We start from the raw sequence: 20,058 nt of genomic DNA on the forward strand, positions 1-20,058 counted from the left end.
GTTAAACAATACCGTAGTATTCTGAACCGAGCGCTCGAGGATCGAACGTTCCAATTAAAAATGCGAGCCTCAGTACCGCTGTCCGCCGGTCGCGCGATCGGCATCGGTCCCCGAGTTGAGCGCGCCGCCGACGGCGCCGGCGATCGCGCTCTCGACGGCCATGACCAGCGAGACGGCGACCGCGAACGCGAAGATACCGAGGCCGACGGTGCCGGAGATCGCGCCGCCGACGGGACCGAGCGCGAGCCCGGCGATCCCGACGGCGACCCCGATGAGCAGGCCGCCGATGATCCCGCCGAGCGCGCCGGCGAGCAGGCCGTGCCAGAAGCCGCTCCCGATGCCGCCGCCGGCCATGTAACCGGCCACGAAGCCGCCGATCAGTCCCGCCGCGAGCTGGCCGACCCCCGGTAGGGCCAGCCCCAAGATTCCGAGAACGGTCGCGACGAGGAATCCGACGAAGACCGCACGCCAGTTTGTCATACTCGTCCGTAGGGCGCCGGGAGGGATAAGCTGACGGCGGCCAACGGACGCCCTTTTATGGGCGCGGGTCATAGCAGCGGGCATGATTTTCGAAGACCTTCCGACGACGCCCACGTCGGAAGAGTTGATCGACAAGGCGTTTTCGCGGGCGGCGCGGGCCGGCAAGGCCAAGGGCGGCCTCGAGGCCCAGCAGTCGATGCTGCAGACGGCGGCGAACATCATCTCCGACAACCTCGAGAACGTCGTCACGGCCTGGCCGGACTTCGAGTACGACGCCCACCCGTTCTACTACGAACTGGCGGACGCGATCGTCGACGTCGACAAGCTGCGACAGAGCCTCTCGGAAGTGATGTGGGCCAGCCGCAAGGCCCGCGAGATCCACGAGGAGTACCAGCCCCGCCTGCGCAAGACCGACGTGGACACCGCGCGCAAGCACCGCAAACAGGCCTTCGCCCGACTGGCGGACATCGTCGAACAGATCGACGACCACCTGCTGTACATCAACGAGGCGCGCAACGACCTCCGGGATCTGCCCGACATCGATCCCGACGAGCCGACGATCGTCGTCGCCGGCTACCCCAACGTCGGGAAGTCGTCATTCGTCAACGGCGTCACGAGCGCCCGCGGCGAGACCGCTTCGTATCCGTTTACCACGAAGGGGATCGGCGTCGGCCACTTCGAGCGCGACCACATCCGCTACCAGATCGTCGACACGCCGGGGCTGCTCGACCGGCCCCCGGAAGAGCGCAACGAGATCGAATCGCAGGCCGTCAGCGCCATCGAGCACCTCGCGGACTGTATGCTCGTGATGCTCGACCCCAGCGGCGAGTGCGGCTACCCGCTGGCCTCGCAACTCGAGTTGCGCGATTCGATCGCGGCCCGGTTCGAGGAGATCCCGGTCCTCACGATCGCGAACAAGGCCGATCGACGGGAGGTCTGGGACGACGACCTGCTCGACGAGATGGCCGCGGACTACACGATGAGCGTCGAAACCGGCGAGAACGTCGAAACGGTACTGGACGCGGCGGTCGACGCGGTCGACTACGAACCCGAGCTGCCGTTCGACGAATGAGCGCCCGCAGACGGGACCCGAACGGGGAGGCGAGACCGTGAAACGGCTCGGCCTGTTCGACATGCTCCAGTACGCCGCGGGGCTCTCGATGGCCGGGCCGATGTTCGTCGTCGGGTTCGAGTTCCTCCGCGCCGGCCGACTCGTCGGCGGCGTCGGCTTCCTCGCGCTCGGCGCCGTCGCGCTGTACTTCCCGACGTACCTCGTCAACCGGATCGGCGGCCCGCGAACGTGGCTCCGCCGGCGACTCGAGCGAGTTCGGCGCGGCGACTCGAGCGCGAACGAGGCGGCGGCTGACGGGGATGCCGGTTCGGATGCGAGCGCAGATACGAGCCTCCGCGAGCGGATCCGCCGGTGACGTGACAACGGGCCGCGCTCGAGCGATCCGCTACCGCTCGATGACGTTCACGTACCGGATTTCGACGCCGACCGGCTCGTCGGTGTGGCGGTTGATCCGCTCGTAGAGGACGTCGGCCAGTTCGGGCGGCGACGCGTCGGGCGGGCCGCCGATCGTCACGATCACCTGTTGGGGGCCGAGGAACGGGTAGTTCTCGTCCATCACGACCTCGAACTCGAGCAGCTGGTACTGTTCGAACTCCTCGGAGGAGAGGACCTGCTCGACCTCCTCGCGGGCGTTCTCCTCGAAGGTCGCGGTGGCGAAGGAGGAGTAGGTGATCGCGCCGAGAAAGACGGCGAAAACGAGGACGATGAGGCCCAACCCGACGATTCGGCGCCGGAGGCGCTGCTCGGTCTCGCCGAGCGAGAACAGGCTGTCGGGCCGGTAGCCGGCGTACCACAGCGTCACCAGCCCGGCGAGGTTGACCGAGAGCACGTTGACCAGGACGAGTACCGTCGCACCGATCGCGGCGTCCGGTTGGCCCCACGCGATCGCGACCCCGGCGGCCGCGGCGGGCGGGATCAACGCCGCCGCGATCATGACGCCGACCAGCGCGACCGACGTACCCGTCGCGATGCTGATGACTCCCGCGACGCCGGCGCCGAGCGCGATCACCAGCGAGAGCAGATCCGGCCGGAGGCGCTCTGAAATCTCGCCGACCGTATTGATCTCGAGCCCCGGCGGGACGACGTTCGTCGTCCGGACCGTCCACGCGAAGACGGCCGCGGCGCCGATCGCGAGCGCGACACCGGCGATCTGGTAGAGGGCGCTTTCCTTGAACAGTTCCTCGTCGTCGATCACCGTCCCGACGCTGGCGCCGAGCGCCGGCCCGATCAGCGGCGCGATCACCATCGAGCCGACGACGACCGCCGGCGAGTCCAACAGGAGGCCGGCGGTGGCGACGAGCGCGCTAATGATCGTCATGATCGCGTAGATCCTGAAGGTCGGCGTCAGATCGTCCGCCTCGGACCGGAGCTCCTGTCGCGAGATGCGGTCCGTTTCGACGTCGCCGTTCTCGTACTCGTCACGCAACTCCTCGAAGCGCCGGGAGACGACCGTCTCCGCGTCGACGACGACCGTGTAAGCGTCCTCGTCAACGCCGACGCGCTGGAGTTCGTCGAGGACGGGCTCGACGGCCGGATCCGGCAGCGGGAAGTAGACGACCGCCGCGTACTCGCGGTTGCTGTCCTCGTCGGTCAGGACGTAATCGACCCCCCGCTCGTCGAGCGTCTCGAGGATCGTCTCCCGCTTACCCGTCGGAACCGTCAACTGTACGAGCCGCACGTGGATGGGTGAGACAGGCAGGGGTCATAATTCCGGGGGCATTCGGTCGCCTGCCCGGCGGTCGGTCGCCCCGTCTCGGAGCTTCCGCGGATCCGACGGCCGCGAGCGCCTCGCGGCCGTCGCGACCGAGTACAGTACAACGCGTATATAGGCCCGACGCGCCTACGGTGGCGCATGTTCGATTCCCGTCCCGATCGCGAGGCCGAGGTGGCGCTGGTCGGCCGCTCGAACGTGGGCAAGTCCACGCTCATGCGCGAGCTGACCGGCCACACGTTCGACACCGGCGGCAAGCCCGGCGTCACCCGCCAGCCGAACCACTACGACTGGGCCCCAGAGGACTTCGTCATCACCGACCTGCCCGGCTTCGGGTTCATGAGCGGCGTCGACGAGGAGTACCGCGAACAGATCAAGACGAACATCGTCCATTATCTGGAGGAGTACGCCGAGAACATCCTCGTCGGGATCCTCGTCGTCGACGGCAAGAGCGTCATCGACATCATCGACCGCCACTCCGGACCGGACGAGATCCCATACGACGTGGAGATGTTCCACTTCCTGCGCGACCTCGGAATCCCCGTCGTCGTCGCCGTCAACAAGATGGACAAGGTCGACGACAAGGACGAGCGCCTGAACGAACTCTGCGACCGCCTCGGGCTCTACCCGCCGTGGAAGCAGTGGCGAGAGACCATCGCGCCGATCACCGCCAAGAAAGGCCGGATCGAACCGCTCAACGAGGCCGTCCGCGAGCACCTCCACGAGCAACAGCGGGACGACCTGTTCAAATTCTTCTAACCAACCTTTTACGCTGCGGTCTGCTGCGCTGACGGCAGCATAGCTGCCGCACAGCGCACTGTCCCTCGGTAAAAGGTTGATCAAAAGCACTCCTCCCTCCGTTCGCTCGTTCGCGTCGGTCACTCGCTCACATCGGTCGTCGGCCCGCTCGCTTCGCTCGCGGCCGGTAGCGGTGTGATCGCCTGCCCTTCCCCGGGTTGCACGACTCTCGTGATACTCGAGTCGTGCGCCCGGCCAAGTGACGTGGTGCCGCTGTCGCTCGTGGAGCGCTATTCGCCTGTTTTTCGGTACATGTTCGGGGGTACGACTATCGAACGACAGCGAGAGAAGCCGTACACATGACCGACGAGTACGACGATCTGCCGCTAGTTTACTCCTGTTCGGGCTGCTCGAGCGCCGCCCAGATGGCGAACGACCTCGCGGTATCGCTCGACCGCGAGCAGGTCGCCGAGATGTCGTGTATCGCCGGCGTCGGCGGCGACGTCGCGCCGCTGGTCGACACCGCGACGTCCGGGCGACCGGTCGTCGCCATCGACGGCTGCCCGCTCGAGTGCGCCCGGCAGTGTCTCGAGCAACACGACGTCGAACCCGACCTGCACTACATGCTGGCCGCGGAGGGGGTCCCGAAGGAGTACCACACCGACTACGACGAGGAGCAGGCCGACGAACTGTTCGACGAGTTAGCGGCGGATATCGAGGGCCTCGAGGCGGTCGAGGCGTAACGGCCCGCGAAACGAGGCGGGTACCTAGGCGAGTCGCTTTCGCATCCGCAACGCCGGCAGCGTCACGCCGTCGCCCATCTCGAGGGTGCGCGTGTCGACGCCTTCGTACCCCTGGCGCTCGTAGAAGCCGATCGCGTTTTTTGACGCCGTGAGGGCGAGTTGCTCGAGGGCGGCCTCGCTCGCGGCGGCCTCGAGTCGCTCGAGCAGCGCCGTGCCGATCCCCGTTCGGGCGACGTCTGGCCGGACGTAGATCGACTTGATCCGACCGGTTGCCGACCCGTAGGCGCTCGGTTCGAGGTCGAGCAGTCCGAAGCCGACGAGAGCGCCGCGGTCGGTTTCGGCGACGAGCACGCGGAACCCGGCTTCGTCGATCGGATACCGTTCGGGGTGAGCGTTCGCGAGCCAGGCCTCGAGCTGTCGCTCGTCGTAGGAACCGCCGGCGAGTTCGCGGATCGCAGCCGCGTGGACCTCGGCCATCGCGGGGGCGTCGCCGGCAGTCGCCTCGCGAACCCGAACGGCCGCGGCCATCTCCGAAGCGACGTCGACTGCCGGGTCGTCGCCGTCCGACGGCGGCCCGTCCACTCACACCACCCGGTTGTGGAACGGCTCGTCGTCCGCGAGTCGGTCGACGTTCTCCCGGACGATGTCGCCGACCGCGCGGAAGTAGTCCGCCGTGAACGCGGCACAGTGGGGCGTGACGATCACCTCGTCCATGTCCCACAGCGGCGACTCCTCCGGCAGGGGTTCGGTTTCGAAGACGTCCAGGGCCGCACCGGCGATGCCGTCGGTCTCGAGGGCGTCGATCAGCGCCGGCTCGTCGACGACCGGCCCGCGGCCGACGTTGACGAAGTAGGCGTCCTCTCGCATCGCCTCGAAGACGTCGGCGTCGACGAGGTGGCGCGTCTCGTCGGTCAGCGGCAGCGTGACGATCACGAAGTCGGCGTCGGCGACGGCCTCGAGCAGGTCATCGGTCGCGTAGACCTCCTCGAAGCCGGGGACGGGCTCGGCGGAGCGGCGAACGCCGGTCACGCGGACGCCGAGCGCGCCCAGCACCTCGGCGACGCCGCTGCCGAGGGTGCCGGTGCCGAGGACGCAGGCCGTCGTGCCGGGCAGCGTGAACCCCTCGTCCCAGGCGGGCTGCTCCCAGTTGCGGTCCTGCTGGTTGGCGACGTGGACGTGGAGCCGCCGGGCGAACGAGAGCAGGTAGCCCGCGACCGTCTCGCCGACCCAGCGGTCGTGGATCCCGGTGCTGTTCGTAAGGACGACCCCCTCGGCCTCGAACTCGTCGAACGGGAACCGATCGACGCCAGCCTGGATCGAGTGGACCCAGTCGACCTCGAGGAAGGCGTCGCGGTGCTCGAAGGTGACGACGGCGTCGCAGGCGGCGATCTCGTCGGGGTCGTCGCCGATCACCGACACTGCGGCGGGAAGGTCGGCGAGATACTCGGCAAGCTCAGACGGGGGAAAGACCGTTTCGACCGACTCGTGGACGCCGATTCGCTCGAGTTCGAACTGCATGCGCGGCGGTACGCACGACTGGTGGTTCAAAGTTTGCACGAACGCGCGACAGTAGCGGGGCTGTCCGGCGGATCTCAGAAGCGGCGGCTCGGAGAAAAACCCTCGTCACAAGGGGCTCGGAGGGGGTAACTCTTCGTCACGGCCGCCACCCGAATTTCGGCTCGAGGGGGTTTCGGTCTGTCGCTTCCCGTTCCGTCACCGCTCGCGCCACGACTCGAGCCCGCGCAACTCCTCGACCACGGACTCGAGGTCGTCGGGCGCGAGCGCGCCGCGCTCGGTGGCGAACTCCGTCACGCAGTCGGCCGGTGTCACGTCGAAGGTCGGGTTCAGCACGTCGACCGCGGCCTCGCCGTCGTAGACCGCCGCGCGGTCGCCGGACTCGAGGTTTACCTCCTCGCGGGTCGAGACCTTGTCCGTCGCGGCGACGACGGTCACCGGGACGCCCTCGCGGGCGGCCGCGATCGCGACCGCTCGCGTGCCGGTCTTGTTCACGACGGCGCCGTCGGGGCGGATCGTGTCGGCGCCGACCACCACCCGATCGACGTCTTCGCTCGCGAGGACGTGCGCCGCGGCCGCGTCGGTGTGGACCGTGACCGGGCACTCGAGGGCGTCGTCAGCGGCCAGCTCCTCGGCGACGGCGATCCCCTCTCGAGCGGGCCGGGACTCGGCGACGAACACCCGCGCGGGTTCGCCGCGGCGCAGCGCCTCGCGGACGGTGCCGGACCGCGAGAGCGTCAGCACCGCGCCGTCGATCGAGTCGCCTGCGGTGGCGGCGGCCTCCGCGTCGGCCGCGAGCGCGCGGTCGACGCCCGCGAGGGCGGCCTCGAGGACGGCGGGCGCGCCGCCGTCGGCGGATTCCGCGTCGGCGTCCGTCTCCGTGGCTGCGGCCATCACTCGGTTGACTCGATTCCGGAGGACAGCCATCGACGGCCGGGCCTCGAGCAGGCGGCGCGCGAGTTCGGCGAGTTCCTCCCGCTCGCCGTCGGGATCGGCCCCGTACTCGTCGCGCTCGGCGACCAGCAAGCCAGCGCGGTCCCGAAGCACCTCGAGCGCGCGAATCGACAGCGAGGCTGCGCCGTGCTCGTCGTCGGCAGCGATCGAACGGACCGTCGGCGCGACGCGCTCGTAGGCGGTCCAGAGTTCGGGGACCGTCTCGAGGCCGTCGCGATCGCCGTCGGCCGTCTCCGTTTCTGCGAACCCCGGGGCGACGATCTCGGTCGGCGGTAACCACGCGAAGGCGTCGTGTTCCTCGCTGAGCTCGATTTCCGGTTCGTCGGCGTCGACGGTCACCTCGAACAAGTACGGGTGGACGACCCACTCGCGCTCGCTGCCGTCCGCGAGGTCGTCGCGGAATCGGACCGGCCGCCCCGAACGGACGAGCGAGACGTCGTCGTCCTCGAGGCCCGTTTCCTCGCGGATCTCGACGCGAACCTGCGAATCGGGATCGCCTTCGGCGAAGCCGGAGACGCCGCCCCATTGGCCACGGTAGGTGCCGACGGCGTCGCTGCGGCGCAACAGCAGCACCCTCCCGCGGTGGCGGAGGAAGGCCGTGACGACGTGGCGCTCGTCGGCGTCGCCGTCGCTGCCCCCGTCCGAACGCAACGCCGGCGGCTCGGATGGATCGCTCATGGCCGATCGAATGACCGCCCGGGGGGAATCGCTTTCGGGATTTGACGCCGTACGCCCGCACATGACTCGCGTCGCGATCGTGAGCGACACGCACGTGCCGTCTCGAGCGACCGAGATCCCCGAGTGGGTCGCCGACGAACTCCGGGCGGCCGACCGCGCGATCCACGCGGGCGATTTCGATTCGCGGGCAGCCTACGAGCGAGTCTTGGAACTCGCGGACGGAAACCTGACCTGCGCCCGCGGGAACATGGATCCCTCGGGGCTCGAGTTGCCGGCGACCGATACGCTCGTCGTTGACGACGTCACCTTCGTCGTCACCCACGGGACCGGCTCCCCCGGCGACTGGCACCGGCGCGTGACCGACACCGCGCGCGATGAAGTCGGGGCGAACGCCACCCCGGTCGCCGTCGCGGGTCACACCCACGAAGTCGTCGATACGGTCGTCGACGGGACGCGCGTGCTCAACCCCGGCAGCGCGACCGCCGCCCGGCCTGCGACCCACGAGACGATGCTGGTCGCGACCGTCGAGAACGGGGAGCTAACGGTCGATCTCCGGACCGGTTCCGACTGACGGTCGCGGGCTGCGACGGCGTTCGGCGACGGCGCTGCGGCGGCGAAGACGGGCCAGCGACGAGCACGACTGCGATCCGCGTTCCGTTCTCGCTACCGTCCCGAGTGCGTGAACTATACCCGTCTCGGGTACGCTCGTCACACCATGACACAGCGCGTGACGGTATCGCTCGACGACGACTCGGCCGCAGCCCTCGAGACCCTCGTCGCCGAGACGGACGAGGGCCAGAGCGAGGTCGTTCGCCGCGCCCTGACCTTCTACGCGGCGAACTTCGAAGCGGCCAGCGGACGACCCAGCGACAACCTCGAACAGTACTACCAGATGCTCTCGTCGGGGGAACACGTCCTCCTCGACGTGGACTTCCTGCATGCGTTCCTCGAGTACTGCTACGACGGCGGCGATCCCGACCCCGAATTCGTCGAGGCGGCCGACCGGGTGTCGGACTACCACGCCCGCGAGTACGCGACCCGGTTCGACGAGGTCGGCGACCTGCTCGAGTGGCTCTCCTTCTGCGGCTTCCTGGAGGTCCGCCGCGAGGACGACCGCGTCTACCACCTGGTCTTCCCGTCGGAGGCGGTCCGGTGGTTCATGACCCGCTTTATCGAGCGCAGCACGGTCGATCTGCCGACGGAGATCGAGATCGAGCAGGGCGTCTCGAAGGTGATCATCACGGAGCGGCCGGCCGAGTGAGGCCGCTCGAGCGGCGACCGATCGCCCGACCGCGAGCGTCGCGTCCGAGATCGAGACCGCTGTCTCGAATTCATACGGATTCACACTATTTCATACCGTCATCGAGTTCGATACCGGCAGTGATGCGACCGTATGTCCGACTCTCAACAATCTTTTTGACGGAATCGTGCCGTGGTACATGCGAATACGTACCATGGGCATCATTGACCGACTCAAAGCGATCGGTCCGGGAGCGCTCGTCGCCGCGGCGTTCGTCGGACCGGGAACCGTCACCACCGCCAGCGTAATCGGCGCGGAGTACGCCTACCTGCTGGTGTGGACGATCGCCTTCTCGATCCTCGCGACGATCGTCCTACAGGAGATGAGCGCGCGCCTCGGGTTGATCACCCAGGAGGGTCTGGGCGAGGCGTTCCGAGACGAGTTCGACAACCAGATCGCGCAGGCGATCACCGTCGTGCTCGTCGTGAGCGCGATCGGCATCGGGACCGCAGCGTACCAGACCGGCAACATCGTCGGCGGCGCCGCCGGCCTCTCGACGATCACCGGTATCAGCGAGAACGTCTGGGGACCGATCATCGGCCTCGTCGCCGCCGGACTGCTGTGGACGGGGAATTACAAGCTGATCGAACGGGTCTTCGTCGCGCTCGTCGCGGTCATGGGCGCGGCCTTCCTGATAAACGCCGTCGTGGTCCGACCGGACGTCGGCGCGCTGGCGGGCGGGCTCGTCCCGACGATCCCCGAGGGGTCGGCGTACCTCATCGCCGGACTCGTCGGGACCACCGTCGTCGGCTACAACCTGTTCCTCCACGCGAGTACCGTCCAAGAACGGTGGGACGGTTCCGAGGACCTCGCCGAGTGTCGCGCGGACACGATCGGAATGGTCGTCGTCGGCGGCCTCATCACGACGGCGATCGTCGTCACGGCTGCGGCGGTGTTCCCCGAGGGGACCCAGATCGAAGACGTCGGCGAGATGGCCGACCAGCTCGAGCCGGTCTTCGGCGGCTACGCCATGACGCTGTTCGCGATCGGCCTGTTCGCGGCCGGGTTCACCAGCGCGATGAGCGCGCCGCTGGCCGGCGCCTACGCCACCGCCGGCGCGCTCGGCTGGGAGCGCGACCTCCAGTCGACCAAGTTCCGCGCGATCTGGCTGACGATCATCGGCGTTGGCATCGTCTTCTCGGCGCTGGACTACAGCCCCGTGCAGGTGATCGTCTTCGCGCAGGTCGCCAACGGCCTCCTGCTGCCGCTGCTTGCCGTCTTCCTCATCTACGCGATGAACAACGACGACCTGCTGGGACGGTACACGAACACCACCCTCCAGAACGTCCTCGGCGGGCTCGTCACGCTCGTCGTCGTCGGTATCGGCCTCCGAACGCTCTACGACGTCTTGCTCGTCTGACGATTCAATGAACGATTCAAACGTCTCCGACCCGAACACGGACGCGACGAACGCCCCTATGAACAGCGACGACTCGACCGCCGCCGGCGACGCCGACGGCGACACCCGAATCGGCGTCGACGTCGGCGGCACCTTCACCGACGTCGCCCTCTCGGTCGACGACCGCTTAGTCACCGCGAAGGTGCCGACCACCGACCCCCAGCACGTCGGCGTCCTCGAGGGGATCGAGAAGGCCTGCGACGACGCGGGCATCGACCCCGCCGCAATCGACGGGTTCGCCCACGCGATGACCGTCTCGGTCAACGCCCTGCTCGAGCGCGGCGGCGCGCGGACGGCGCTCGTCACCACCGAGGGCTTTCGCGACGTCCTCGAGATCGGCCGCCAGGACCGGCCCGACCTCTACGATCTCGAGGCCGAGAAGCCCGCGCCCCTAGTCGACCGCGACCTGCGCTTCGAGGTCGACGAGCGGACGACCGCCGAGGGCGTCGAGCGACCGGTCGACGAGGACGAGGTGCGTGACCTCGCGGCGACGCTGCGCGAGCGCGACGTCGAGGCCGTCGCGGTCTGCCTGCTCCACGCCTACGCCGACCCCGAAAACGAGACGGTCGTCGCCGAGACGCTGCGCGAGGAACTCGAGGTGCCGGTGTCGGCCTCCCACGAGGTGCTCGCCGAGTTCCGCGAGTTCGAGCGCACCTCGACGACCGCGGTCGACGCCTACGTCCGACCCGCGATCGACCGCTACGTCGGCCGCCTGGTCGATCAGGCGTCGGACGCGGGCATTCCGACCCCGCGGATCATGCAGGCAAACGGCGGGATCGCCGACCCCGAGACGGTCCGCGAGCACGCGGTGACGACGACGCTGTCGGGTCCCGCCGCGGGCGTCGTCGGGGCCGCGGCGACCGTCGACGACGAGGACGTCGCAGGGCTGGTCACCTTCGACATGGGCGGCACCTCGAGCGACGTGAGCCTCGTCCGCGACGGCCGCGCGGAGCGGACGACCGACGCGGAGATCGACGGGCTGCCGATCCGGACGCCGATGGTCGACGTGAACACCGTCGGCGCGGGCGGGGGCTCGATCGCCTGGGTCGACGCCGGCGGCGCGCTCCGGGTCGGACCGGAGTCGGCGGGCGCTGAGCCCGGCCCGGCTTGCTACGGCCGCGGCGGCACAGAGCCGACGGTCACCGATGCCAACGTCGTCCTCGGATACATCGGCCCCGAGACGGCGCTGGGCGGCGAGATGACCCTCGACGTCGAGGCCGCCCGCGAGGCCCTTGAACGACTGGCGGACGAGGCCGGACTGGACGGGCCGCTCGAGGCGGCCCGCGGGGTCTACCGCGTGGCGAACGCGACGATGACGCGAACGATCCGGTCGGTGACCGTCGAGCGGGGTCACGACCCCCGCGAGTTCGCGCTGGTGGCCTTCGGCGGCGCGGGGCCGATGCACGCCGCGGCGCTGGCCGACTCGCTGTCGGTCGACCGGGTCGTCGTCCCGCGGCCGGGCGGGGTCCTCTCAGCGTTCGGGCTGCTCGCGGCCGACGAGAGCTACGACGCCGTCCGGACCGTCGGGGTCGATCTCGAGGCCGCGGAGTCCGACGACCTCGAGACCGTTTACGACGACCTGGTGGCCGACGTGCTCGCCGACGCGTCCGATCCGGACGCGGCGCGGATCGAGCGGGCCGCGGACTGCCGGTACGCCGGTCAGAGCTTCGAACTCACCGTTCCGGTCGACGAGAGGTTCGACGCCCGGGCGGTGGCGGAGCGCTTCCACGAGGCCCACGAGCGGGCCTACGGCTACGCGATGGACGAATCGATCGAGGTCGTCAACCTCCGCGCGACGGCGACGATTCCCGGCGACGAGCCGACGATCCGCCACGAGGGCGCGGGCGACGCCGTCGTCGGCACTCGCGAGGCCCATTTCCCCGGCGCCGAGACCGGCGCCCGCGAGACGACCGTCTACGAGCGAGACCGGCTCGCGCCGGGCGCGACCGTCGACGGGCCGGCGATCCTCGAGCAGGCCGAGAGCACGACCGTCGTCCCGCCCGCGTGGTCGGGGGACGTGCTCGCTGACGGCACCCTGGTGCTGACCAAAACGAACGACACGGAGGCAAACCGATGACGTCGAACACGGACACCGCAACGGACGACACCGAACGCGACGGAAACGACATCGATCCGGTCACCCTCGAGGTGCTGCGCAACCAGCTGGAAAGCGTCGCCGAGGAGATGGGCCAGACCCTCATTCGGGGCGCCTACTCGCCGAACATCAAGGAGCGTCGGGACTGCTCGACGGCGCTGTTCGACGCCGACGGGCGGATGATCGCTCAGGCCGAGCACATCCCGGTCCACCTCGGCGCGATGCCCGCCGCGGTGGCAGCCGTCCGCGAGCGCGATCCCCAGCCCGGCGACGTGTTCGTGCTCAACGACCCGTTCACGGGCGGGACGCACCTGCCGGACGTGACGATGGTTTCGCCGATCGCGCCCGGCCACGACGGCGGGGGCGACGACGGCGATGGAGCCGACGATGGCGACGAAATCGTCGGCTACGCCGTCTCCCGCGCCCACCACGCCGACGTCGGCGGGATGACCCCCGGCAGCATGCCCGCCGGCGCGCAGGAGATCTATCAGGAGGGCCTGCGGCTCCCCCCGACCAGGCTCGTCGAGGGCGGCGAGCCGCGGGAGGACGTGCGTTCGCTCGTGCTCGCGAACGTCCGCAATCCGGGCGAGCGGCGAGCCGACCTCCGAGCCCAGCAGGCGGCCAACGAGCGCGCCGAGGAGCGGCTCGAGTCGCTGTTCGCGGAGCACGGCCGCGAGACCGTCCTCGAGGGCTTTTCCGCGGTGATCGACTACTCCCGCGAGCGGATCACCGAGGAGATCGCGGCGCTGCCGGACGGCACCTACGAGGCGACCGACGTCCTTGAGGGCGACGGCGTCACCGACGAGGACGTCGAGATCAGCGTCGCGGTGACGGTCGACGGCGACCGGATCGACGTTGACTTCGCGGGGACCGCCGAGCAGGTCGCGGGGAACCTGAACGCGCCGCTTTCGGTCGCGACGAGCGCGGTCTACTTCGTCGTGCGCTGTATCACCGACCCGGAGATCCCGCCGAACCACGGCTGCTACGAACCCGTCAGCGTCAGCGCGCCCGAGGGGACGCTCCTGAACCCGGAGCCGCCGGCCGCCGTGGTCGGCGGCAACGTCGAGACCAGCCAGCGTGTGACGGACGTGGTCTTCGCCGCGCTCGCGCAGGCCGCGCCGGATCGCGTGCCCGCGCAGGGCCAGGGCACGATGAACAACCTGACCATCGGCGCGCGGGACGGCTCCTTCACCTACTACGAGACGATCGGCGGCGGCTTCGGCGCGCGCCCCGACCGCGACGGCATGGACGGCGTTCAGGTCGGCATGACCAACACGCTGAACACGCCCGTCGAATCCCTCGAGACCGAGTACCCGCTGCGGGTCGAGCGCTACGCGCTCCGGGACGGCAGCGGCGGTCGCGGCCGGTACCGCGGCGGCCTGGGGCTCGAGCGTACCGTCACCGTCGAGCAGCCGGCGACGGTCTCGCTGCTGACCGAGCGCCGTCGCCACGCACCGAAGGGCGTCGCCGGCGGCGGGGACGGCGCGACCGGCGAGAACCTGATCGACGGCGAACCGGTGCCCGCGAAGACGACGGTCGACGTCGAGGCGGGGACGACCGTCACTGTGCGGACGCCCGGCGGCGGCGGCCACGGCGATCCAGACGAGCGAGACGAACGGGACGAGGGAGCCTAGACCGATGGCCGCCGATCGACCCGCCGACCGCGATCGCGGCGATCGACGCGGTCGGCTCGGCCTGATCGTCCCCTCGTCGAACACGACCGCCGAACCCGAGTTCCGGGCGCACCTCCCGGACTCGATCACCGTCCACGGCGCGCGGATGGCCCTCGAGTCGGTCACGGTCGACGAACTGGACGCGATGAGCGACGACGCGGCCCGCGCGGCCGAGCTCCTGGGTCACGCCGACGTCGACGCGGTCGCCTACGCCTGCACGACCGGCAGCCTGATCCACGGCCCCGGCTTCGACGCCGAACTCGAGGACCGCCTCGAGCGGGCGGCCGGCGTCCCCGCGGTCGCGACCGCCAGGTCGGTCGTCCGTGCGCTCGAGGCGCTCGAGGCCGAGCGGATCGCCGTCGCGACGCCGTACACCGACGACCTCGACGAGCGGGAACGGGAGTTCCTCGAGGCCGCGGGGCTCGAGGTCGCGGTGCTCGACGGGCGCGGGCTGGCGGCCAACACGGCGATTGGCGAACTGCGGCCGGCCGAAGCGCGGCAGCAGGTGATCGATCTGGTCGACAGCGATAGCGACGCTCTCGAGTCCCCCGATGCCCTCGACGCAGTCTTCGTCTCCTGTACGAACTACCGCTCGCTCGATGCGGTAGAGGGGCTCGAGGGCGAACTCGGCCTCCCGGTTGTCACGAGCAACGGCGCGACGCTGTGGGACGTCTGCAACGCGGCCGGGTTCGACGTCAACGCGCCGGGCGCGCTGTTCGAGGTCGAGAGCGAGGCCGATCGGCGGTAACCGCCGGCGGATCTCGGTCACGTTCGTTCGCCGGTGACGGTGCGTTTTTGACGCCACTCGCCCACCCACCGGTATGGAACTGACACCAGTGGCGGACCTCCCCGAGATCCGTCCCGGCGACGACATCGCCGCGCTCGTGGCGGAGCGGGTCGGCGACGATCTCGAGCCCGGCGACGTGCTCACCGTCGCGAGCACGATCGTCTCGAAAGCGGAGGGGCGGACGGCGGACCTCGAGGAGTATCAGGTCAGCGGCCGCGCGCAGGAGATCGCAGACAGGATCGGCGAGCTGACCGACGAGGAGAAGGACCCGCGGTTCGCGCAGGCCGTCCTCGAGGAGAGCACCGAGGTGCTGATCGATTGCCCGTTCCTGCTCACGGAGACGCGGTTCGGTCACATCTGCGTCAACGCGGGGATCGACCGGTCGAACGTACCGGGACACGACCTCCTCCTGCTGCCGAAGCGGCCCAGCGAGAGCGCCGAGCGAATTCGTCAGGGCCTCGAGGACCGCGGCGTCGAGGACGTCGCGGTGATCGTCACCGACACCTGCGGCCGCCCGTTCCGCCACGGCCAGCGCGGCGTCGCGATCGGCTGGGCGGGGATGCCCGCGAGCCGCGACTGGCGGGGCGAGCGGGACCGGGACGGCCACGAACTCGAGGTCACGGTCCAGTCGGTCGTCGACGAACTCGCCGCCGCCGCGAACCTCGTCACCGGCGAGGGCGCCGGCGGGACGCCCGCCGTGGTCGTCAGCGACTGGGACTTTGGCGACCTCGAGGGCAGCGACGAACTGTTCCGGTCGGTCGAGGACGATCTCGTCCGCCAGGCGCTTCGCGAGTGGGAGTTCGAGGGCTGACTCGAGGGGAACGAGAACTAAGGCTGCGGCGGTGGGAGGGAACGACGATGGACGCAACTGCGATCGAGCCGGCGTACGCCTGCGGACGCTGCGGACGGCGATTGTCCCGCCGGAAGTCCCCCGGCCCCGACGAGGGCGACGCCCTCGTCTGCCCCAACGGCGACGCGACGGTCCCGATCGTCGACGGCATCCCCCGCTTTCCAGTTCCCGATACCGCCCACGAGACGCTGTTCGACCGGTTGGCGCCGATCTACGAGTCCGCCTTCTGGTTTGACCCGCTGTACCGGTTCGTCGGCGGTCCCGCCGCACCACGGGACGACCGCGAAACGGTCGTGGAGCTGCTCGAGCTCGACGATGCCGGCACCGGCGACGGAGACGCGCCGACCGTCCTCGACGTCGCGTGCGGTACGGGGCGAATCGCCCGCGCCGTCGGCGCCGCCGGTGTCGAGGCGACCGTCGTCGGCATCGACGTCTCCGCGGGGATGCTCGAGCGGGCGACGCGGTACGCGTCCCGAGACGGCGTCGACGTCGCGTTCGCACGGATGAGCGCCGACGACCTGTGGGTTGACGCGGACGCGTTCGACCGCGCGACCTGCTGCTGGGCGCTGCACCTCCTGCCGGACCCGGACGCGGTGCTCGAGGAAATCGCCCGTGTGCTGCGGCCCGGCGGCCTGTTCGTCGGGACGACGCTGGTCGAGGACTACGTGCTCGACCTGCTGCCCGTTCGAGCGACCGCGAAAGGCGTTCTCGACGTCGAACCGTTCGACGCGACGGAGCTCCGGCGGCGACTCCGAGAGGCGGGGTTCTCGAGCGTCGAATTCGATCGTCGCGGCGCGGCGCTGTTCTTTCGGGCTCGCCGCGAGTGAGCGCGAGCGTTCGGACCGAACTCGAGTCTCGAGGCAGGTCCGGATCGAAACGGCGACGACGGCCACCGTCGCCGGTGACGGTGGGCTTTTTACCGCGGTCGCCGACCCTCCGGACATGAGTCGACAGGCGGTTTCGGCTCGCCGCTCGAGCGGCGAACCGACGGGACGAACGGGGAGGAGAGACGGATGAACGGCGAGTCGGACTCCGGACCCGATTCGAGCACGGGCCCGACCTGGGGAATCGAACTCACGCCCGAACACCCGCCGGATCGGATCGCCGACCTGGCGGCCCTCGCGGAGGACGAGGGGTTCGATCTGGCGCTCTCGAGCAGCCACTACTTCAACCGCGATCCGTTCGTCGTGCTCTCGCGGATGGCCGCGGCGACCGACGACATTCGGTTGGGACCGGGCGTCGTCAACCCCTACGAGACCCACCCGGTGAAACTCGCCGCGCAGACGGCGACGATCGACGAGGTCAGCGACGGGCGCGCCGTCCTCGGGGTCGGCGCGGGCGATCGCTCCGCGCTGGCGAACCTCGGCGTCGACCGTGATCGCCCGCTGCGGCGCGTCCTCGAGACCTTCGACGTGGCGCGGGACCTCTGGGCCGGCAAGACGGTGACCCACGAGGGCACCTTCACCGCGCGGGACGCGTCGCTCAACCTCGACGAACGGGAGATTCCGGTCTACGTCGGCGCGCAGGGCCCGCACATGCTCCGGATGAGCGCCAAGCACGCCGACGGCGTGCTGGTAAACGCCGCCCACCCGCGGGACCTCGAGTGGGCCGCCGGCGAGCTCGAGCAGGGGCTGGCGGAACGATCGAGTGACGCGGGGGAGTTCGAGTCGCTGGCGTTCGCGAGCGTCAGCGTCGCCGCGGATGCGGACGACGCGCGCGAGGCGGCCCGGCCGCCGGTCGCCTTCATCGTCGGCGGCGCGGCGGAGCCGGTCCTCGAGCGCCACGACATCGATCGCGACGCGGCGAGCGCGGTCAGCGAGGCCCTGGAGCAGGGCGAGCTCGGCGAGGCCTTCGGCCGCGTGACGCCGGCGATGATCGACGCGTTCTGTATCGCGGGGACGACCGAGACGGTCGCCGAGCGGTTCGAGGCCGCCCTCGAGCACGTCGACGGGATCGTCGTCGGCTCGCCGCTGGGCCCGGACCTCGAAGACGCGATCGAACGGGCGAGCGAGGCGCTGGCGCTCGCGACGGACTGACGGCTGTCGACCGCGAGAGTGGATCGGCGGACTCGCCGAAGCGGAATCGGCGAGCCGGTTAGCTGGACGACGAGGAGAAGAGGCTGCCGATCGCGCCGAGGGTCAGGACGCCGAAGACCGCGAGCGAGAAGACGACCAGAATCGTCCCGGCGAGCACCAGCAGCGGCGCGAGTCCCGCGCCCATGGCGACCTCGGTAAAGAGACCGATCATCTCCGTGACGTTGTCGACGATCACGTTCAGCGGTGTGGCGGTATCCATGCGTGGGGGTTGTCAGCGATGGTACTTGGCCGTGCCGGTCCGCGTCGCGGTTCGGACGGGAACGGGCGACGCGGAGTGGCCGAGGCGACGGAGGGCATCGGCACCGACGCGGGAGCCGCCACGGCCGACCGAGCGCGGAGTCGGAGCCACTAAGCCGACACCGACTCTACCACGGACCGTGACCGACGACGCGACCCTCTCGGACTTCGGCGTCGACGCGACCGCCGACGGGAACGGCTCGAGCGCCGGCGAGAACGCAGGTGACGAGCGCACGGCCGACGATCGGGATCGGGACGCCGCCCCGACGGAGCGCGACGACGGGCGGGACCGAACCGCACTGAACCCGTCGCTCGCGACGTACGCGTGCGGTGACTACGTCTGTGCTCGGTGCGGGACGGAGAGCGACCGCGTCTGGCGGGACGGCGACGAGTTCGTCTGTCCCGACTGCAAGGAGTGGTGAGCGGCGGCCGTCCCGCCGAACGCTCGAGGAGCGCTCGAGCGGCGTGACGGCGAGACGCGTCGGGAAGCCCGAACGCGACCGAGACGGGCGGCAAGACCAGAGCGGTTACGCGCCGGATCGACAGTCCTCGAGCAGTCCGCGCATGTAGCCGATCGCGAACAGGCGGCCGTTCGTGTGGTAGCCGGGGTTCGAGTTGTCCTCGCCGGCCGTCGTCGGAACGTGGTCCGGGCGCATCGGCACGTCGTCGTCGACGCACTCCTCGTAGGCCCGCATGGCGGCGAGCATGTCCGTCGGACCGTTATCGTGCCAGGTTTCGACGAACCGGTCCGCGTCGCCCTCGACGTCGCGGAAGTGAACGAAGTTGATCCGGTCGCCGAACTCGCGGATCGCCTCGGGGACGTCGACGCCCATCGCCGCGAAGTTCCCCTGGCAGAAGGTGATCCCGTTGTGTTCGCTGTCGGCGATATCGAGCACGCGCCGGTAGGCCTCGGGACCGTTGACGATCCGCGGCATGTCCCCGACCGATTCACGGGGCGGATCGTCCGGGTGCAGACCGAGTTTGACGCCCGCCGCCTCGGCGACCGGCGTCACCTCCTCGAGGAAGTACTCGAGCGCCTCCCACAGCCGGTCGGCGGTGACGTCCGTTTCTTGCCCGCGCTGGCGACGGGACCGCAGCTTCTCGTCGTTGTAGCCGGTCACGTAAGAGCCGCCGCGGGCCTCGAGGTGCGCTTCGGTTCGTGCCCAGCGGACGCCGGCCATCCAGTCGTAACAGACGACGGGGATGCCGACGTCGCCGCAGTCCCGAAGGAACCGCTTGAACGCCGCGATGTCCTCGTCTCGCCCCTCCCGCCCGAGCCGAACGCGGTCGGTAAGGGGGACGCTGCCCTCGATGACGTCGACGGACAGCCCCGCGTCGCGAAACCAGTTGCACATCGCTTCCAGCTCCTCGTACTCCCAGTTGCACTTCCCGTCGCCGATCTCGAGGGGGTGGACGACGGCGCTGGTGACGCCCATCTGTTTGGCGAGTCGCCATCGGTCGTCCGGTCGTCGGGGTAGAACGAGCGATAGTTCGACCATAGCTGGCGATCCGGAGCCGGCCGTATATACGTTACTGAGCGCGAGGTCGCGATCCGATCGGCCGTCGCCGCGTCGCCGTCGGTCAGCGGTCGATCCGCGGTACGGGCCGGACTGAGCGTCGTGGGCCTCGCCGCTGCTCCGCGGGGAAATCACGGGACTGCGGCGGTTCGTCGGCGCCGTCGACGGCGGGTCGCGTTCGCCGCCCCGGTACAAAGACCACTACAACGCGCC

General features: G+C 69.8%; 21 protein-coding genes. 14 read left to right on the forward strand and 7 right to left on the reverse strand.

Annotated features, from left to right (window positions below; genetic code table 11):
- Positions 1–69: 69 nt before the first annotated feature.
- Entirely contained in the window at positions 70–480 is a 411-nt protein-coding gene (locus ACYQ26_RS01315; RefSeq protein WP_459806491.1) for a DUF5518 domain-containing protein, read from the reverse strand.
- Positions 481–562: 82 nt separating this feature from the next.
- Between ACYQ26_RS01315 and ACYQ26_RS01320 the strand changes: the two genes are divergently transcribed.
- On the forward strand, positions 563–1,552 hold the full coding sequence (locus tag ACYQ26_RS01320) for an NOG1 family protein (protein ID WP_459806492.1): 990 nt from the start codon (positions 563–565) through the stop codon (positions 1,550–1,552).
- Positions 1,553–1,589: 37 nt separating this feature from the next.
- The gene (locus ACYQ26_RS01325) at positions 1,590–1,907 is read left to right on the forward strand and encodes a DUF7533 family protein (protein WP_459806493.1); all 318 of its coding nucleotides are present in this window, start codon (positions 1,590–1,592) and stop codon (positions 1,905–1,907) included.
- Positions 1,908–1,937: 30 nt separating this feature from the next.
- Here the strand turns inward: ACYQ26_RS01325 and ACYQ26_RS01330 are convergent, their stop codons facing one another.
- On the reverse strand, positions 1,938–3,230 hold the full coding sequence (locus tag ACYQ26_RS01330; protein ID WP_459806494.1) for a TIGR00341 family protein: 1,293 nt from the start codon (positions 3,228–3,230) through the stop codon (positions 1,938–1,940).
- 174 nt (positions 3,231–3,404) lie between these two features.
- Between ACYQ26_RS01330 and engB the strand changes: the two genes are divergently transcribed.
- Both engB and ACYQ26_RS01340 read left to right on the forward strand, forming a co-directional pair.
- Complete coding sequence (gene engB, locus ACYQ26_RS01335) at positions 3,405–4,022, forward strand: GTP-binding protein EngB (RefSeq protein ID WP_459806495.1); 618 nt, start codon at positions 3,405–3,407, stop codon at positions 4,020–4,022.
- A gap of 338 nt (positions 4,023–4,360) precedes the next feature.
- Positions 4,361–4,744 (forward strand): putative zinc-binding protein, encoded by a 384-nt coding sequence (locus ACYQ26_RS01340; RefSeq protein WP_459806496.1) that lies wholly within the window; start codon positions 4,361–4,363, stop codon positions 4,742–4,744.
- Between the two features lie 24 nt (positions 4,745–4,768).
- Here ACYQ26_RS01340 and ACYQ26_RS01345 read toward each other — a convergent pair whose 3' ends face one another.
- The 3 genes from ACYQ26_RS01345 to ACYQ26_RS01355 form a co-directional block, all read right to left on the reverse strand.
- Positions 4,769–5,326, reverse strand: a complete 558-nt coding sequence (locus ACYQ26_RS01345) for a GNAT family N-acetyltransferase (protein ID WP_459806497.1) — start codon at positions 5,324–5,326, stop codon at positions 4,769–4,771.
- The gene (gene ddh, locus ACYQ26_RS01350) at positions 5,327–6,262 is read right to left on the reverse strand and encodes a D-2-hydroxyacid dehydrogenase (protein ID WP_459806498.1); all 936 of its coding nucleotides are present in this window, start codon (positions 6,260–6,262) and stop codon (positions 5,327–5,329) included.
- A 195-nt stretch (positions 6,263–6,457) separates the two neighbouring features.
- Positions 6,458–7,891, reverse strand: a complete 1,434-nt coding sequence (locus ACYQ26_RS01355; RefSeq protein ID WP_459806499.1) for an eIF2B alpha/beta/delta subunit family protein — start codon at positions 7,889–7,891, stop codon at positions 6,458–6,460.
- Between the two features lie 61 nt (positions 7,892–7,952).
- On the opposite strand from ACYQ26_RS01355, the gene ACYQ26_RS01360 reads away from it, so the two are divergent.
- The 9 genes from ACYQ26_RS01360 (at position 7,953) to ACYQ26_RS01400 (ending at position 18,031) form a co-directional block, all read left to right on the forward strand.
- Positions 7,953–8,462: a metallophosphoesterase family protein gene (locus ACYQ26_RS01360; RefSeq protein WP_459806500.1), complete on the forward strand. Its 510-nt coding sequence runs from the start codon at positions 7,953–7,955 to the stop codon at positions 8,460–8,462.
- 144 nt (positions 8,463–8,606) lie between these two features.
- Positions 8,607–9,152, forward strand: coding sequence for a ribbon-helix-helix protein, CopG family (locus tag ACYQ26_RS01365; protein ID WP_459806501.1), 546 nt, complete (start codon positions 8,607–8,609; stop codon positions 9,150–9,152).
- A 193-nt stretch (positions 9,153–9,345) separates the two neighbouring features.
- Positions 9,346–10,551: an Nramp family divalent metal transporter gene (locus ACYQ26_RS01370; protein WP_459806723.1), complete on the forward strand. Its 1,206-nt coding sequence runs from the start codon at positions 9,346–9,348 to the stop codon at positions 10,549–10,551.
- Between the two features lie 7 nt (positions 10,552–10,558).
- On the forward strand, positions 10,559–12,667 hold the full coding sequence (locus tag ACYQ26_RS01375) for a hydantoinase/oxoprolinase family protein (protein WP_459806502.1): 2,109 nt from the start codon (positions 10,559–10,561) through the stop codon (positions 12,665–12,667).
- Positions 12,664–14,319 (forward strand): hydantoinase B/oxoprolinase family protein, encoded by a 1,656-nt coding sequence (locus tag ACYQ26_RS01380; protein WP_459806503.1) that lies wholly within the window; start codon positions 12,664–12,666, stop codon positions 14,317–14,319. Before ACYQ26_RS01375 ends, ACYQ26_RS01380 begins: the two co-directional genes overlap by 4 nt.
- 4 nt (positions 14,320–14,323) lie before the next feature.
- Positions 14,324–15,106 carry a maleate cis-trans isomerase family protein gene (locus tag ACYQ26_RS01385; protein WP_459806504.1) on the forward strand — a complete coding sequence of 261 codons (783 nt, stop codon included), beginning with the start codon at positions 14,324–14,326 and terminating at the stop codon, positions 15,104–15,106.
- 73 nt (positions 15,107–15,179) lie between these two features.
- A complete protein-coding gene (locus ACYQ26_RS01390; protein ID WP_459806505.1) occupies positions 15,180–15,956 on the forward strand; it encodes a coenzyme F420-0:L-glutamate ligase in 777 nt (258 codons plus the stop codon).
- A gap of 47 nt (positions 15,957–16,003) precedes the next feature.
- Positions 16,004–16,822: a class I SAM-dependent methyltransferase gene (locus ACYQ26_RS01395; RefSeq protein ID WP_459806506.1), complete on the forward strand. Its 819-nt coding sequence runs from the start codon at positions 16,004–16,006 to the stop codon at positions 16,820–16,822.
- Positions 16,823–17,008: 186 nt separating this feature from the next.
- The gene (locus tag ACYQ26_RS01400; RefSeq protein WP_459806507.1) at positions 17,009–18,031 is read left to right on the forward strand and encodes a 5,10-methylenetetrahydromethanopterin reductase; all 1,023 of its coding nucleotides are present in this window, start codon (positions 17,009–17,011) and stop codon (positions 18,029–18,031) included.
- A gap of 58 nt (positions 18,032–18,089) precedes the next feature.
- Here the strand turns inward: ACYQ26_RS01400 and ACYQ26_RS01405 are convergent, their stop codons facing one another.
- Positions 18,090–18,290, reverse strand: a complete 201-nt coding sequence (locus tag ACYQ26_RS01405) for a DUF8024 family protein (RefSeq protein ID WP_459806508.1) — start codon at positions 18,288–18,290, stop codon at positions 18,090–18,092.
- Positions 18,291–18,468: 178 nt separating this feature from the next.
- Between ACYQ26_RS01405 and ACYQ26_RS01410 the strand changes: the two genes are divergently transcribed.
- Positions 18,469–18,750, forward strand: a complete 282-nt coding sequence (locus tag ACYQ26_RS01410; RefSeq protein WP_459806509.1) for a DUF7573 domain-containing protein — start codon at positions 18,469–18,471, stop codon at positions 18,748–18,750.
- A gap of 105 nt (positions 18,751–18,855) precedes the next feature.
- On the opposite strand, the gene ACYQ26_RS01415 is transcribed toward ACYQ26_RS01410, so the two are convergent.
- Positions 18,856–19,827: a mannonate dehydratase gene (locus tag ACYQ26_RS01415; protein WP_459806510.1), complete on the reverse strand. Its 972-nt coding sequence runs from the start codon at positions 19,825–19,827 to the stop codon at positions 18,856–18,858.
- Positions 19,828–20,058 lie beyond the last annotated feature (231 nt).

The sequence above is a fragment of the Halopiger thermotolerans genome (assembly GCF_054654555.1).

Bases quoted from the DNA above. Each gene is read 5' to 3' on its own strand.
- ACYQ26_RS01315 (WP_459806491.1), bottom strand. From the start codon at position 480: ATGACAAACTGGCGTGCGGTCTTCGTCGGATTCCTCGTCGCGACCGTT.
- ACYQ26_RS01320 (WP_459806492.1), top strand. From the start codon at position 563: ATGATTTTCGAAGACCTTCCGACGACGCCCACGTCGGAAGAGTTGATC.
- engB (WP_459806495.1), top strand. From the start codon at position 3,405: ATGTTCGATTCCCGTCCCGATCGCGAGGCCGAGGTGGCGCTGGTCGGC.
- ACYQ26_RS01340 (WP_459806496.1), top strand. From the start codon at position 4,361: ATGACCGACGAGTACGACGATCTGCCGCTAGTTTACTCCTGTTCGGGC.
- ddh (WP_459806498.1), bottom strand. From the start codon at position 6,262: ATGCAGTTCGAACTCGAGCGAATCGGCGTCCACGAGTCGGTCGAAACG.
- ACYQ26_RS01355 (WP_459806499.1), bottom strand. From the start codon at position 7,891: ATGAGCGATCCATCCGAGCCGCCGGCGTTGCGTTCGGACGGGGGCAGC.
- ACYQ26_RS01360 (WP_459806500.1), top strand. From the start codon at position 7,953: ATGACTCGCGTCGCGATCGTGAGCGACACGCACGTGCCGTCTCGAGCG.
- ACYQ26_RS01365 (WP_459806501.1), top strand. From the start codon at position 8,607: ATGACACAGCGCGTGACGGTATCGCTCGACGACGACTCGGCCGCAGCC.
- ACYQ26_RS01370 (WP_459806723.1), top strand. From the start codon at position 9,346: ATGGGCATCATTGACCGACTCAAAGCGATCGGTCCGGGAGCGCTCGTC.
- ACYQ26_RS01375 (WP_459806502.1), top strand. From the start codon at position 10,559: ATGAACGATTCAAACGTCTCCGACCCGAACACGGACGCGACGAACGCC.
- ACYQ26_RS01380 (WP_459806503.1), top strand. From the start codon at position 12,664: ATGACGTCGAACACGGACACCGCAACGGACGACACCGAACGCGACGGA.
- ACYQ26_RS01385 (WP_459806504.1), top strand. From the start codon at position 14,324: ATGGCCGCCGATCGACCCGCCGACCGCGATCGCGGCGATCGACGCGGT.
- ACYQ26_RS01390 (WP_459806505.1), top strand. From the start codon at position 15,180: ATGGAACTGACACCAGTGGCGGACCTCCCCGAGATCCGTCCCGGCGAC.
- ACYQ26_RS01395 (WP_459806506.1), top strand. From the start codon at position 16,004: ATGGACGCAACTGCGATCGAGCCGGCGTACGCCTGCGGACGCTGCGGA.
- ACYQ26_RS01400 (WP_459806507.1), top strand. From the start codon at position 17,009: ATGAACGGCGAGTCGGACTCCGGACCCGATTCGAGCACGGGCCCGACC.
- ACYQ26_RS01405 (WP_459806508.1), bottom strand. From the start codon at position 18,290: ATGGATACCGCCACACCGCTGAACGTGATCGTCGACAACGTCACGGAG.
- ACYQ26_RS01415 (WP_459806510.1), bottom strand. From the start codon at position 19,827: ATGGTCGAACTATCGCTCGTTCTACCCCGACGACCGGACGACCGATGG.